The organism is Nonomuraea typhae (genome assembly GCF_009760925.1).
Taxonomy (GTDB): Bacteria; Actinomycetota; Actinomycetes; order Streptosporangiales; family Streptosporangiaceae; genus Nonomuraea; species Nonomuraea typhae.
Window position 1 is genome coordinate 505,765 of record NZ_VRLV01000004.1, and the last position, 14,629, is coordinate 520,393.

The window sequence follows — 14,629 nt, forward strand, 5'->3', positions numbered from 1 at the left end:
CTCTACGGCGCCTGCGCGGAAGCCTGTCTCAGCAGCCTGTCCACGGTGTCGGCGCAGCTTCCGCAGCCGGTCGTGGCCCGGGTGGCCGCGGCCACCGCGGTGACGTCGGCGGCGCCGTGCTGCCACGCCTCCTTGATGGACGCCTTGGTGACGTGGTTGCACGAGCACACCACCGCCGTCTCGGGCAGGTCCCCGACGTCGTCCCTGCCGTGGCGCATGCGGGGGAAGAGGAGCTCCTCGCGGCGGGCCGGCAGGTCGGCGCCCCGGTCGTAGAGCTGGGTGAGCGTCCCCACGGCCGAGGTCTCGCCCAGCAGGATCGCCCCCACCAGACGGTTCTCCCGGATCACCAGCTTGCGGTAGGTGCCGCCGGCCGGATGGCTGAACCTGACCAGTTCCACGCCCTCCTCCCTCATCCCGTCGCCCAGGGAGGCCAGTTCGATGCTGGCCGCCTTGAGCCGCAGGACCCGCCGGGAACCCTGGTAGGCGGCGGGCGTGCCGGTCAGGAGCGCGGCGACGACGTCGGCCTGCTCCCAGCAGGGGGCGAGCAGGCCGTACACCGACGCGCCGTGCTGCGCGCATTCGCCGATCGCGTGGATGACCGGGTCGCTGGTCCGGAGCTCGTCGTCCACCACGATGCCCCTGTCCACGACGAGTCCGGCGGCCCGGGCCAGCCCGGTCATCGGGCGGACGCCGCAGGCGGCCACGACCAGATCCGCCGGGAGCAGGTCGGGGCCCACCCAGGCGCCGTCGCGGGTGACCCGGGTGACGGTGGCGCCGAGCCGTACGCGGACTCCCAGGTCGCGCAGGGTGCCGAGCAGGATGGCGGCGGCTTCGGCGTCGAGTTGCTGCTCCATGAGGTAGTCGGCCAGGTGGGCGACGGTCACCCGGAGGCCGAGGCCGGCCAGCCCCCGGGCGGCCTCGATGCCGAGCATGCCGCCGCCGATCACGACGGCTCTCCGGGAGGCCCGGGCGACCGTCAGGATGTCCTGGCAGTCGCCGAGGGTCCGGAACCCCTTCGCCAGGTGCACGCCGGGGATCGGCGGGATGATCGGCTCGCTGCCGGTCGCGAGGACGAGCCGGTCATAGGGCGTGACATGGGGTGGAACCGGCGATATGACCTGACGGCGGCGCCGGTCGATCGCCGTCACGGTGATGCTCCGGTGCACCGTCACCCCATGATCCCGGTACCACGCCGGCTCCACCAGCCTCAGTTGCTCGAAGCGCGCCGTCCCGGCGAGCACCGCCGACAGCAGCGTGCGGTTGTACGGCAGGCGTCCCTCGCTCTCGAAGACCGTGATCTGCGTGTTGGCGTTCCTGGCGCGCAATTCGGTGACCAGGCGGGCCCCGGCCATGCCGTTGCCCACGACGACGATGCGGGTTGGCAGGCTCATGTCCCCGGCTCCACGCGGACCGCGCAGACCTTGAACTCCGGCATGCGGGACACGGGGTCGAGCGCCGGGTTGGTGAGCAGGTTGACGCAGGCCCAGTGGAACGGCATGAACACCGTGTCGGCCCGGATCGCTGAGCTGATGCGAGCCGGTGCGACCGCGCTGCCGCGCCGGCTGGTCACGCGCAGCGGGGCGCCGGGGGTCACGGCGAGGCGTTCGGCGAGGCTGGGATGGATCTCGACGAACGGCTCGGGGGCCGCGGCGGCCAGCGTGGGAGCGCGGCGGGTCTGCGCCCCGCTCTGGTAATGGGCCAGCAGCCGCCCGGTGATCAGGTACAGCGGGTAGTCGTCGTCGGCCTCTTCTGCGGGGCCGCGATGTCGTACCGGGAGGAGGCGGGCGCGGCCGTCCGGCGTGGGGAAGCCGTCGAGGAACATGCGGGGGCCGCCGCCCCAGAAGACCCCGGTCTCCGCGTCGATGCGCTCGTAGGTGATGCCCGAGTAGTCGGCGAGGCCGCCCGCGCTGGCCCGGCCCAGCTCCGCGAAGACCTCGCGGGGGTGGGAGGGGAGCGTGACGCCGAGCCGTACGGACAGGTCGGCCAGGATGCGCAGGTCGGTGCGGGCGTCCGGCGGCGGGTCCACGGCCTGCCGGCGCAGCAGCACCCGGCCTTCGAGGTTGGTCATGGTGCCGGTCTCCTCGGCCCATTGCGTGGTCGGCAGGACGACGGTGGCCAGCGCGGCCGTCTCGGAGAGCACGAAGTCCGAGACGACCAGCAGCTCCAGGCGGCGCAGCCGGTCGGTGACGCGGGCGGCGTGCGGGGCGGAGACCACCGGGTTGGAACCGAAGATCAGGAGCCCGCGGGGGCCGGTGCCCAGGGAGTCGAGGAGTTCGTAGGCCGAGGGTCCCGGGCCCGGCAGGTCGTCGGGCCGCACACCCCACACGCGGGCCACGTGTTCCCGTGCGGCGGGGTCGTCGATCTTGCGGTAGCCGGGCAGCTGGTCGGCCTTCTGCCCGTGCTCGCGGCCGCCCTGCCCGTTGCCCTGGCCGGTCACGCAGCCGAAGCCCGACCCGGGGCGGCCGGGCAGGCCCAGCGCGAGCGCCAGGTTGATGAAGGCGGTGACGGTGTCGGTCCCCTTCGCGTGCTGCTCCGCGCCCCGCGCGGTGAGGATCATCGCGGGCCTGCGGGCCAGGAGCCCCACGGCCGCGCGTATCTGGTAGGCGGGCACGCCGGTGATCCGCTCCACCCGCTCGGGCCAGTAGGAGTTGGCCGAGGTGACCACGTCGTCGAAGCCGGTGGTGCGGGCCGCGACGTAGCCGGAGTCGACGTGGCCGTCGGCGACGGCCACGTGCAGCATGCCCAGCGCGAGCGCCAGGTCGGTGCCGGGCGTGACCTGCAGGTGCAGGTCGGCAAGCTGGGCCGTCGGCGTCTCGCGCGGGTCGATGACGATGAGCGTGCCGCCGCGCATGCGCGCGTTCTCCAGATGCCGCACGAACGGCGGCATCGTCTCGGCGGGGTTGCCGCCGGCCAGCATGATCGTCCGCGCCTGCGCGACGTCGGTGATCGGGAACGGCAGGCCGCGGTCCACGCCGAAGGCCCGGTTGCACGCGGCCGCCGCCGAGGACATGCAGAACCGGCCGTTGTAGTCGATCTGGCTGGTCCGCAGCACCACGCGGGCGAACTTGCCGAGCAGGTACGCCTTCTCGTTGGTCAGCCCGCCACCGCCGAACACCGCCATGCCGTCGGGGCCGTGGGCGGCCTGGATCCGGCGGATCTCCCCGGCGACGTGGTCCAGAGCGGCCTCCCAGCTCGCCGGCCTGAGCCCGTCGGGCGTGCGGACCAGCGGCCGGGTCAGCCGATCGGGGGTGCGCAGCAGTTCGCCCGCCGTCCAGCCCTTCAGGCAGAGCTGGCCGCCGGCGTTGGCGGGCACGTCGTCGCGCGGGCTGATCGCGCCCGACGCGCTCACGTGCATGCCGCATTGCAGCGCGCAGTAGGGGCAGTGCGTCTTCATCCGCCTACACCCCCGCGGACGCCAGGCCGGCCTGCGCCCGCGTCCACGCCGGGCGCAGGTAGCACTTCCAGGTCACCCAGGCGCACACGCCGTAGAAGAGCGCGAACGCCACCAGCGCCGCCTGCGGCCCGCCGGTGGCCGCGATGGAGCTGCCGAAGGCCAGGTTGACGAAGAACCCGCCGAGCGCGCCGACCGCGGAGATGATGCCGACCGCCGCCGCGCTGAGCCGCCGTCCCGCCGCCAGCCGTGCCTTCACCCCTCCGCACGACCCGGCCGCCGCCTTCACCCGGAAGATGGCCGGGATCATCCGGTACGTCGAGCCGTTCCCGATCCCGGAGACGACGAACAGCAGCACGAACGCGGCGACGAACCCGGCGAACGTCCGCCCGAGCAGCGACCACCACACTCCCGCCACGCCCAGCGCCATGAGCGTGAACACCCACAGCGTCACCCGCGCCCCGCCCAGCCGATCGGCCAGCCACCCGCCCCACGGCCGGCTCAGCGAGCCCACCAGCGGCCCGACGAAGGCGAACGACGCCCAGGCGACGGCGGGGAAGGCGTTCTTGGTCAGCAGCGGGAAGGCCGTCGAGTAGCCGATGAACGAGCCGAACGTGCCGATGTAGAGGAAGGCCATGATCCACGTCTGCGGGTGCCGCGCCGCCTTCGCCTGGTCGCGGACGGACGAACGGGCGATGGCGAGGTTGTCCATGAACAGCCAGGCGCAGCCCGCCGAGATCAGGATCAGCGGCACCCAGAGCAGCCCCGCCGCGGCCAGCCCGAACGCGCCGATGAGCAGCGGAACCACGAGCTGCACCGTGCTCACGCCGATGTTGCCGCCCGCGGCGTTGACCCCGAGCGCCCACCCGAGCCGCCCGGCCGGGTAGAAGTAGGCGATGTTGGCCATGCTCGAGGCGAAGTTGCCCCCGCCCAGCCCCGCGGCCGCGGAGATCAGCAGGAACACCCAGAACGGCGTGCCCGGCACGCTCACGGCCAGCGCCAGCGCGCCCGCGGGGATCAGCAGGAGCAGGACGCTCACCACCGTCCAGTTCCGCCCGCCGAACCGGGCGGGGGCGAAGCTGTAGGGGACCCGTGCCAGGGCCCCCACCAGATTCGGCAACGCCACCAGCCAGAACAGCTGATCCACCGTGAAGGCGCCCATCCGGGCGGCGACGACGCTCCAGATCGTCCATATCGAGAAACCCAGGTGCAGGGCGAAGATGGAGAAGATCAGGTTCCGCCGGGCGACGCCTTGGCCACCCCCTTCCCAGAAGCCGACGTCGTCAGGTCTCCAGTCCTCGATCCAGCGCGCCCTACGCATTGTGGCTGCCTCACGTGTAGACGATCTCACCGCTCAGTGTTGGTCGGCCGGTTCACGGACGCCACCACCCCAAGGGGAAACCGCCGCGCCGGGGACGAGGCGATCCCCGGCGCGATCGGTGTCCTGACGCGCTAGTTGGCCGCGGGCACCGGGAAGGAGACCGGGCTGCGGTGGCCCTGGGTGTCGACCGCGCGTACGCCGAACTGGAAGTTGTCCTTGGACAGGCCCTTGAGCGTGTACGAGGTGACCTTGCCGACGAAGCGGGAGTGGGTCCACAGCGCTTCGGTGGTCTCGCGCCAGACGACCTCGTACCCGGCCAGGTCGGGCTCGGGGGCGGCGGTCCAGCGCAGGTCGGTGTCGTTGGTGAGCTGGGCCGTCAGGATCGCGGTGTTCTGCGGAGACTTGGGCGCGCGGGCGAGCACGGCCAGCGCCGCGATGTTGGCCTGGGCGACCCGGGCGACGTAGCCGAAGTCGACGAACCGCAGCAGGTCGCCGAACTGCACGCCGTCCTCCACCCGGACGTCCTGGTGCTGGTGCGCGTAGTCCTCGTGCACCTCGGTGAAGCGCACCGCCGAGAAGCCGCGCTGCAGGAACGGGATGTGGTCGCCGCCGCGCAGGTAGCGGTCGCGGCGGAAGTACAGGCGGGCGTCGAAGCCGGGCACGTAGGCCGCCGCCGCCTCGTTCACCGACCGGGCCAGCTGCCGGGAGACGCCGTCGTTCTCCCCGCCGATCGACTGGCGGATCGCCGTCTGGGCCGGGGTCTCCGAGGTGGGCACGCCCTCGGAGAACACCCGCACGGCACGCGGGTCACGGCCGTTCGGCCCGATCGGGCTGCCGACGATGTCGTTGGTGAACATGCCCTGGATGTCGACGCCCTGCTGCTTGGCCTGCTCGGCGAAGTGGGCGGCGCCGTACAGGCCCTGCTCCTCGCCCGCGACGGCCATGAACACGATCGTGGCGTCGAACGTGCGTGGCGCCATGACCCGGGCGGCCTCGATGGCCACGGCCACACCGGAGGCGTCGTCGTTGGCGCCGGGGGCGTCGCACGTGGCGTTCAAGGGATCCGAGCAGCGCGAGTCGTAGTGCCCGCTGACGACATACGTACGGCCGGCCGACGCGGGCTGGGTGCCGCGCAGCGTGGCCACCACGTTGGTGATCGTCGTGGGCACCGGGATGCGCGGGGAGACCGGCTGGACGAACGACTGCTTCTCCACGGTCATGCGCCCGCCGGAGGTCGCGGCGATCCGGGAGAACTCCTCGAAGATCCAGTCACGGGCGGCGCCGATGCCGCGGACCGGATCGGTCTGGCTGGACAGGGTGTGCCGGGTGCCGAACGAGACCAGCTTGGCGATGACGCGCTCGATGCCGCTCGGGTCCACGGCCCGGACCATGCGTTCGATCTCCCGGTCCCGTTGCGGGCGATCGGAGGCCGCCGTGGCCGGGGATAACGTCGCGGCCAGCAGGCCGAGGCTCACCAGAACCAGGGCGAGGCGGCGGATGAAGGGGTTGACGCGCAGGGACATGGCGTACGGCTCCTTTCCGGAGTGACGACACCGCGACGGTACGGCGGGGCCTCGCCGCCGACCAGACCCGGTCAACGGATTCGTCAGCGCCGGGTCAAGGCCGGGCAATGACTCGCGGCCATGGGTAAGCATTCACGCAAGCGCTCGCCGACAGTCGTGTGACCCTCCGTAGCGATCCCCTACAGTCCGTGGCGGTTCACTCACCCAGTGGTCATCAGGCTTAGGAGCTCGTGTTGCCCGGCGAAGTGCCCATACCGTCAGCCAAGCCAGTCATCGGAGAAGCGGAGATCGCGGCGGCGGTCCGCGTCCTGCGCAGCGGATCCGTCGTCCAAGGACCCGAGGTGGCGGCCTTCGAGGAGGAGTTCTCCGCCTGGGTGGAGGGCCGACATTGCGTGGCCGTCAACTCCGGCACCTCCGCGCTGCACCTGACGCTCATGGCGCTCGGCATCGGCCCGGCCGACGAGGTGATCGTCCCGTCGTTCTCCTTCGCCGCCACGGCCAACGCGGTGCGGCTCGCCGGCGCCACCCCGGTCTTCGCCGACATCGACCCGGACACCTACTGCCTCGACCCGTCGGCCGTGGCCGCCGCCATCGGCCCGCGCACCGCCGCCATCATGCCCGTGCACCTGTACGGTCACCCGGCCGACATGCCGGCGCTGCGGTCCCTGGCCGACGGCCGGCACCTCGCGCTCGTCGAGGACGCCTGCCAGGCGCACGGCGCCGCCCTGCGCGGCAAGCCGGTCGGCGCGCTGGGCACCGCGGGCTGCTTCAGCTTCTACCCCACCAAGAACATGCACGCCCTGGAAGGCGGCATGATCGTCACGCCCGACGCCGGCGTCGCCAGAACCCTGCGGCTGCTGCGCAACCAGGGCATGGAGCAGCGCTACGCCAACGAGATCGTCGGGGCGAACATGCGGATGACGGATGTGGCCGCCGCCATCGGCCGCGTGCAGCTCAAGCGGCTGCCGGAGTGGGTCGAACAGCGCCGCTCCAACGCCAAGCACCTCAGCGCCGCCATCCGCGGCGTGCCCGTGCCACACGTCGCCGAGGACGCCGCGCACGCCTTCCACCAGTACACCGTGCGGATCGCGGCGGACCGGGACGCCGCCCAGCAGTGGCTGACCGAGCGCGGGGTCGGCAGCGCCGTCTACTACCCGACGCCCATTCACCGCCTCAAACCGTACAGAGGCGGCACCTGGGAGCTGCCGCAGACCGACCGGGCCGCCCGCGAAGTGCTGTCCCTGCCGGTCCACCCCGCGCTGGCCGGCGACGACCTGGACCGCATCGCCGGCGCGGTCAACTCCCTGCGGGAGCGCACGTGAGGCCGCTGCGGGCCGGGCTGATCGGGCTCGGCGCCATGGGCCGCCACCACGCGCGGGTGCTGGCGAAGCTCGACGGCGTGCAGTTCGCCGGCGTCGCCGACCCGGCCGGCGACCCCCACCGCGTCGCCCAGGGCGCGCAGGTCACCCGCGACGTGGGCGAACTGCTCGAACTCGGCCTCGACTACGCCGTCGTCGCCTGCCCCACGGCGCTGCACGAGAGCGTCGGCCTGACCCTGGCCCGCGCCGGCGTCTCCGCGCTCATCGAGAAGCCGCTGGCCGACTCCGTCGCCGGGGCCAACCGGCTGGCCGAGGCGTTCGAGGCCGGCGGGGTCCTCGGCGCGGTCGGGCACATCGAACGCTTCAACCCCGCGCTGCAGAGCCTGCGCGCCCGCCTCGAAGCCGGGGAACTCGGCGAGGTCTTCCAGATCGTCACCCGGCGGCAGGGACCCTTCCCTCACCGGATCACCGATGTGGGCGTGGTGAAGGACCTCGCCACCCACGACATCGACCTGACGAGCTGGATCACCGGGCAGGAGTACGTGTCGGTCTCCGCGCGCACCGCCTCGCGCAGCGGCCGGCCGTACGAGGACATGGTCGCCGTGGTCGGCCAGCTCAGCGACTCCTCGATGGTGAGCCACCTGGTCAACTGGCTGAGCCCGTTCAAGGAGCGCTCGACCGTGGTGACCGGCGAGCGTGGCTGCTTCGTGGCCGACACGCTCACCGCCGACCTCACCTTCTACGCCAACGGCGCCCAGTCCATGCAGTGGGAGTCGCTGAGCGCCTTCCGCGGGGTGTCGGAAGGCGACATGATCCGCTACGCGCTGGAGAAGCGCGAGCCGCTCGTGGTCGAGCACGAGAGGTTCCGCGACGCGCTGCTCGGCCTGTCCTCCGACATCGTCACCCTGGCGCAGGGGGTGCGGACCGTGGAGGTGTCCGAGGCCGTGCTGGCCTCGGCCGGGCAGGGGCGCACGATCTCGCTGAAGTCCGCCGACCTCAAGGGAGCCCTTGTATGACCGTGCCCGACGTGAGCGTGATCATCGCGGTGTACAACACCATGCCGCACCTGCGTGAATGCCTGGACTCGGTCATCGGGCAGAGCATCGGCACGAGCCGGCTCGAGGTCATCGCCGTGGACGACGGCTCGACCGACGGCAGCGCGGAGGAGCTCGACGACTTCGCCGCGCGCTACCCCGGCACCGTCACAGTCCTGCGGCAGGCCAACTCCGGCGGGCCCGCGGCGCCGTCCAACCGCGCGCTCGAGCACGCCACCGGACGCTACGTCTACTTCGTCGGCGCCGACGACTTCCTCGCCGAGCAGGCGCTCGAACGCCTCGTGCGGGCCGCCGACGCCTACGACTCCGACGTGGTCCTCGGCCGCATGGTCGGCGCCAACGGCCGCCAGATCCCCCAGAAGGTCTACGCCGAGACGCGCATGGACATCGGCCTGTTCGACTCGCCGCTGCCGTACTCGCTGTCCAACACCAAGCTCTTCCGCCGCAGCCTGATCGAGGAGCACGGCCTGCGCTTCCCCGAGGACATGCCGATCTTCAGCGACCAGCCCTTCACGCTCGCGGCCTTCCTCCACGCCCGCCGCGTCTCCGTGCTGGCCGACTACGTCTTTTACTACGCGGTGAGCCGGGACAACGGCGACAACATCACCAGCCGCGCCGCGCCGCTGAGCCAGTTGCGCGGCGGCGAGCAGGTGATCGAGCACGTCGTCCGGCTGCTGCCCCCCGGAGCCGAGCGCGACTTCGTGCTCAAGCGCCACTTCGGCTACGAGCTGGCCAAGCTGCTGCGCGCCGAGTTCCTCACCTTCACCGAGGACGAGCAGAAGAAGATCTGCGAGTCGATCGCCCGCCTGTGCACCCTGTACCTCACGCCGGGCCTGCGCGCCCAGCTCACCTCCCCCCAGCGGTACCGGCTCACGCTCGCGGCGCGCGGCGACCGGGAGACCCTGTGCCGGTCGCTGCGCGAGGAGGCGGACGGCGTGCAGCCGCCGATCCTGGTCCGCGGCCAGAGCGCCTACTCCCAGGGCAACGGCTTCGGCGACCTGCCCGACGACTGCTTCGAGCTGACCGGCAACCTCGCCGGGCGGCTGGCCGCCGGGGTCGAGGTCTCCTCGCTCGGCTGGCAGCGGGCCAGGCTGCACCTGGCCGGGCAGCTGTGCCTGACCGGGGCCGAGGCGAAGGTCACGATGGACGTGGTGCCCGCAGGCACCGCGCGGGCGCTGCGCCAGGGGCGCAGGCTCAAGGAGGACGACGGGGCCGCCGGCCGCGCGCCCGGGCAGGCCGCCGGGGACTTCCGGTTCGACATCGGGGTGCGCTCCCTGCTGCGCAAACGGGCTCCCCGGTATTCGGTGCGCCTCTACACCGACGTGGCGGGCTCCACCTACGAGCTGCCGGTGCCGGTCTCGCACGCCCCGGAACCCGTGCGGACCTGGTATCGCGGCCGGCCGTACCGGATCAGAGCGCGCGCCAACGAGCACGGGCACCTGACCATCGTCGCCGTGCCCCTGCCGCTGTGGCAGGCGGTCCGCGACCTGTTCCAGGGGAAGCGGTCATGAGTGTCTCCCCGCGGCAGCCGCGGCTGGCCGTCATCGTCGGCAACCACATCACCGGCGACAGCCGGGTGCAGAAGATCGCGCTGGCCGCGGCCTACGCGGGCTGGGAAGTCCTGCTGCTCGGCCGCTCGTCCGCGCGCAAGGCCAAGAGCGAGATGGGGCCGGTGCGCGTGGTCCGGGTTCCCATCCCGCGCCGCGAGGTGAAACGCCGGTTCCGGTTCGTGCAGCGGCCGGACGAGGTGACGCGGCAGATCCAGATCCGCGAGCTGACCGCGCGCATCGGCAGCACCGTGGGACGGCCCGGCCTGGGCCCGGCGCTGGTCAGAACGGCGCTGCGGACGGTCCTGCGGCTCGGCACCGGAGCGTACGCGGCCAAGCGGACCGTGTACCAGTGGCAGGAGCGCCGCTGGCGCGAGCGCAGGCCGGACGGCGACTGGCGCATCGACATGCCCTCGCTGCTCGACCTGGACGCCGCCTTCGGGCCGGTGATCGAGAAGTTCCGGCCGGACGTGATCCACGCCAACGACATCACCATGATCGGGGTGGCCGCCCGCAGCGCCGCCCGCCTGCGCAACCGCGGGTGGACCTGCCGCTGGCTGTACGACGCCCACGAGTACGTGCGCGGCGTCGACTGGCGCAGCGCGCTGCGCTCCAGCGCCTACCACGCGCTGGAGAAGGAGTACATCGGCCAGGCCGACGCCGTCGTCACCGTCTCGCCCGAGCTCGCGGCCATCCTCGAGGACGCCTACCGCCTGGAGGAGACGCCGCTGGTGGTGCGCAACGCGCCGGTGCGCTCGGTCATCGGCGCCACGATCGAGCGGGCCGGCCTGCGCGAGGTGTGCGGCCTGGCGAGCGACGTGCCCCTGCTGGTGTACGCCGGCTGGATCGACGCGCAGCGCGGCCTGGACACCGCGGTCACCGGGCTGGCCCGGCTGCCCGGCGTGCACCTGGCGCTCGTCGTGGGCAAGCGCACCCCGGCCCTGGAGCAACTGCTGGAGCTGGGCGACGAGCTCGGCGTCGGCGACCGGATCCACGTCGTGCCGTACGTGCCGCAGGCCCAGGTGCCCGACTTCCTGGCCTCGGCCGACCTCGGGCTCATCTGCTTCAGGAAGACGCCGAACTGCGAGGTGTCGCTGCCGACCAAGCTGCCCGAGTACCTCCACGCCGGGCTGCCGGTCGTCACCAGCGACGTGGCCACCGTGACGAAGTTCGTCGAGGCGACCGGGGTGGGGGAGGTCTTCACCGCCACCGACCCCGCCACCTTCGCCACGGCGGTGGCCGCCGCGCTCGACCGGCGCGCCGACCTGGCGGCCAGGATCACCCCGGACCTGCTGGACGAGCTGTCGTGGGAGCACCAGAGCGCCGGCCTGCTCGGGCTCTACCGGAAGCTGTCCGGCAAGAAGCCGCGCATCGCGGTCGGCAACCCCACCTGGCAGGTGCGCGAGCGCGACAAGGGCACCAGCGAGAACCCGTGGACCGCGCTGGACGACAGCACGCCGATCCGGCTCGGGCTCGGCCCCGCCAACTACGCCGGCCAGCTGGCCACCTTCGCCCAGGCCATCTCCAAGGAGCGACGCGACGTCTCCATGGAGGTCTTCATGGCCAAGGCCGCCACCTCGACCTTCGACTACCCGGCCGACGTGACCTTCGGCCCCGGCCGCTACGGCCAGGTCGCCTTCCAGGTCGAGCAGGTCGGCCGCATCGCCGGGCGCTACACGCACCTGCTGGCCGACGCCTTCCTGCCCGTGCTCGGGCACCTGAACGGCGATCACATCGGCGCCGACCTGCCCGCGCTGCGCCGGGCCCAGATCCAGGTGGCGCTGCTGGCGCACGGCAGCGAGATCCGCCACCCCGGACGGCACATGGAGCGGCACCCGACGTCGTTGTTCCGCGCCGCGCCCGAGGGGTTCGTGGAGCGGATGACGAAGACCGCCGAGCGGAACGCGCGGACAGCGGCGGAGTCCGGCCTGCCGTGCTTCGTCACCACGCCCGACTTGCTCGACGACCTGCCCCAGGCGGTGTGGGTCCCGCTCGTCGTGGACGTGGACGCCTGGGCGTGCCCGGAGCCGGTGCTCGAGCGCGCCCGGCCGATCGTGCTGCACGCGCCGTCCAAACGCTGGACGAAGGGCACCGGCGACATCGTGCCCATCCTGGAGGAGCTGCACGAGCGCAAGGTGATCGAATTCCGCCTGGCCGAAAAGGTCAACTGGTCACAGATGCGCGAGCAGGTCTGGGAGGCCGACATCGTGGTCGACCAGTTCGCCATCGGCGCCTACGGCACCTTCGCCTGCGAGGCGATGTCCGCGGGCAAGCCGGTCATCGCCTACCTGTCCGACGGCGTCGCCGACGCGCTCGGTGAGCACCCCATCGTCAACGCCGTGCCCGCCACCCTCGCCGAGACCGTGGAACGGCTCCTCGACGACCGGGACGCCGGCGCCGAGCTGGGCCGCAGGTCCGCGGCCTTCGCCCGGGCCGTGCACGGCGGCACGCAGACCGTGAGCGCCCTCAAGGAGTTCCTCCAATGAAGATCTGCGTCGTCGGCCTCGGCAAGATCGGGCTGCCGCTGGCCGTGCAGTACGCCGGCAAGGGCCACACGGTGATCGGCGCCGACATCGATCCCGCCGTGGTGGAGCACGTCAACCGGGCCCAGGCGCCGTTCCCCGGCGAGGCCGACCTGGACGTCGGGCTCAAGACGGCCGTCGAGGCCGGGACCCTGTCGGCCACCCTCGACACGACCGCGGCCGTGCGCGCGGCCGACGCCGTCGTGGTGGTCGTCCCGCTGTACGCCGACGACGCCGGCCGGCCCGGCTTCAGCGCCATGGACGCGGCCACCCGGGCCATCGCGGCCGGGCTGCGTCCCGGCGCCCTGGTGGTCTACGAGACCACGCTGCCGGTCGGCACCACGCGCACGCGCCTGGGTCCCCTCCTCGAGGAGGGCTCCGGGCTGGCCGTGGGCGCCGACTTCGCGCTGGCCTTCAGCCCGGAGCGCGTGCTGACCGGCCGCGTCTTCGCCGACCTGCGGCGTTACCCCAAGCTCGTCGGCGGCGTCGACGCCCGCTCGACCGCCCAGGCCATGGCCTTCTACGAGGCCGTCCTGGACTTCGACCAGCGCGCCGACCTGCCCCGGCCCAACGGCGTCTGGGACCTCGGCAGCGCCGAGGCCGCCGAGTTCGCCAAACTGGCCGAGACCACCTACCGGGACGTCAACATCGGCCTGGCCAACCAGTTCGCCCGCTACGCCGACTCCCTCGGGGTGGACATCACCGGGGTCATCGAGGCGTGCAACAGCCAGCCGTACAGTCACCTCCACAAGCCCGGCATCGCGGTCGGCGGGCACTGCATTCCCGTCTACCCCCGCCTGTACCTGTGGAACGACCCGTCCGCCACGGTGGTGCGGGCGGCCAGGGAGGCGAACGCGGCGATGCCGGAGTACGCCGTGGGCCGGCTGGCCGCCGCCTTCGGCGACCTGACCGGCGTGGGCGTGCTCGTGCTCGGGGCCGCCTATCGCGGGGGAGTGAAGGAGACGGCGTTCTCCGGCGCCTTTCCCCTGGTCGCCGGGCTGCGGGGGCGCGGCGCCGTGCCGTACGTCTCCGACCCGTTGTACACGGCCGCCGAGCTGGAGGCGCTCGGGCTGCCGGCGCACCGCGGCGAGCCGGTCGCCGCGGCGCTCGTGCAGGCCGACCACACGGAGTACGCCGGTCTGCGCGCGGCCGACCTGCCGGGCGTCTCCGTGCTCGTGGACGGGCGCCGGGTGACCGATCCGGGCCTGTGGCCGGGCGTGCGGCGGATCGTCATCGGCGGCTGAGGTTCATCCCTTGAGGCGGAGTCCGTCCTCGTCCCCGGTGTAGAGCTCCCCGGTCTGCGGGCACCGCCACAGGCCGGGCCCGCTCTCCACCAGGCGCACCCCCGCGCGGCCGACCCATCCGATCCGGCGCGCGGGGTTGCCCGCCACCAGCGCGAAGGCGGGCACGTCGCGGATGACGACGGCGCCCGCGGCGACCATCGCCCACGCGCCGACGGTCACGGGGGCGACGCACACCGCGCGCGCCCCGATCGAGGCCCCTTCCTGTACGGTCACCCCGACCGCCGCCCAGTCACCCGCCTTCTTCTGCGACCCGTCGGGCGCCACGGCGCGCGGGTTGTGGTCGTTGGTGAAGATCGCGGCCGGGCCGACGAAGACGCCGTCGGCGATCCTGGCCGGCTCGTAGACCAGGGCGTGGTTCTGGATCTTGACGTTGTCGCCGATCAGCACGCCAGGACCCACGTAGGCGCCCCGGCCGATCACGCAGGAGGCGCCGAGCCGGGCGCGTTCCCTGATCTGGGCCAGCTCCCAGACCTTGGTGCCCGGGCCGAGTGTGGCGTCGGCCGCTACCTGGGCCGTCGCCATGACTGTTGAGCTCATGCCGAGAGTCTGGCCCAGCCGGGCGCCGCGTTCAGGGGATGTCGCCGATGTCCATGCCCAATGTTCACGCTCGGGGGGCGGCGGGTCCCGACATGTCGTGACTCCCCGGG

Annotated in this window: 10 protein-coding genes; 5 read left to right on the forward strand and 5 right to left on the reverse strand. The window is 72.7% G+C overall.

From position 1 onward, the window contains the following. Positions 1 to 2 precede the first annotated feature (2 nt). The 4 genes from FVE25_RS18390 to FVE25_RS18405 all read right to left on the reverse strand — a co-directional run bounded on the left by FVE25_RS18390 (position 3) and on the right by FVE25_RS18405 (position 6,235). Complete coding sequence (locus FVE25_RS18390) at positions 3 to 1,391, reverse strand: FAD-dependent oxidoreductase (RefSeq protein ID WP_157248173.1); 1,389 nt, start codon at positions 1,389 to 1,391, stop codon at positions 3 to 5. Beyond that, positions 1,388 to 3,394, reverse strand: coding sequence for a molybdopterin oxidoreductase family protein (locus FVE25_RS18395; RefSeq protein WP_157248174.1), 2,007 nt, complete (start codon positions 3,392 to 3,394; stop codon positions 1,388 to 1,390). The genes FVE25_RS18390 and FVE25_RS18395 overlap by 4 nt, the downstream gene beginning before the upstream one ends. Before the next feature lie 4 nt (positions 3,395 to 3,398). Next, a complete protein-coding gene (locus tag FVE25_RS18400; RefSeq protein ID WP_157248175.1) occupies positions 3,399 to 4,712 on the reverse strand; it encodes an MFS transporter in 1,314 nt (437 codons plus the stop codon). A 131-nt stretch (positions 4,713 to 4,843) separates the two neighbouring features. Then, positions 4,844 to 6,235 (reverse strand): M20/M25/M40 family metallo-hydrolase, encoded by a 1,392-nt coding sequence (locus FVE25_RS18405; RefSeq protein ID WP_157248176.1) that lies wholly within the window; start codon positions 6,233 to 6,235, stop codon positions 4,844 to 4,846. A gap of 233 nt (positions 6,236 to 6,468) precedes the next feature. Here FVE25_RS18405 and FVE25_RS18410 point away from each other — a divergent pair, with 233 nt between their 5' ends. From FVE25_RS18410 to FVE25_RS18430, 5 genes are read left to right on the forward strand one after another with little or no spacing between them, the layout of a single operon-like run. Continuing rightward, on the forward strand, positions 6,469 to 7,557 hold the full coding sequence (locus FVE25_RS18410) for a DegT/DnrJ/EryC1/StrS family aminotransferase (protein ID WP_219825540.1): 1,089 nt from the start codon (positions 6,469 to 6,471) through the stop codon (positions 7,555 to 7,557). Further along, positions 7,554 to 8,570 carry a Gfo/Idh/MocA family protein gene (locus FVE25_RS18415; RefSeq protein WP_219825541.1) on the forward strand — a complete coding sequence of 339 codons (1,017 nt, stop codon included), beginning with the start codon at positions 7,554 to 7,556 and terminating at the stop codon, positions 8,568 to 8,570. Before FVE25_RS18410 ends, FVE25_RS18415 begins: the two co-directional genes overlap by 4 nt. After that, positions 8,567 to 10,120 (forward strand): glycosyltransferase family 2 protein, encoded by a 1,554-nt coding sequence (locus FVE25_RS18420; protein WP_157248178.1) that lies wholly within the window; start codon positions 8,567 to 8,569, stop codon positions 10,118 to 10,120. Before FVE25_RS18415 ends, FVE25_RS18420 begins: the two co-directional genes overlap by 4 nt. Further along, a complete protein-coding gene (locus FVE25_RS18425; RefSeq protein ID WP_157248179.1) occupies positions 10,117 to 12,642 on the forward strand; it encodes a glycosyltransferase in 2,526 nt (841 codons plus the stop codon). The genes FVE25_RS18420 and FVE25_RS18425 overlap by 4 nt, the downstream gene beginning before the upstream one ends. Then, on the forward strand, positions 12,639 to 13,922 hold the full coding sequence (locus FVE25_RS18430; protein ID WP_157248180.1) for a nucleotide sugar dehydrogenase: 1,284 nt from the start codon (positions 12,639 to 12,641) through the stop codon (positions 13,920 to 13,922). The genes FVE25_RS18425 and FVE25_RS18430 overlap by 4 nt, the downstream gene beginning before the upstream one ends. A 3-nt stretch (positions 13,923 to 13,925) precedes the next feature. Here FVE25_RS18430 and FVE25_RS18435 read toward each other — a convergent pair whose 3' ends face one another. Beyond that, on the reverse strand, positions 13,926 to 14,519 hold the full coding sequence (locus tag FVE25_RS18435; protein WP_157248181.1) for an acyltransferase: 594 nt from the start codon (positions 14,517 to 14,519) through the stop codon (positions 13,926 to 13,928). Positions 14,520 to 14,629: the final 110 nt, after the last annotated feature.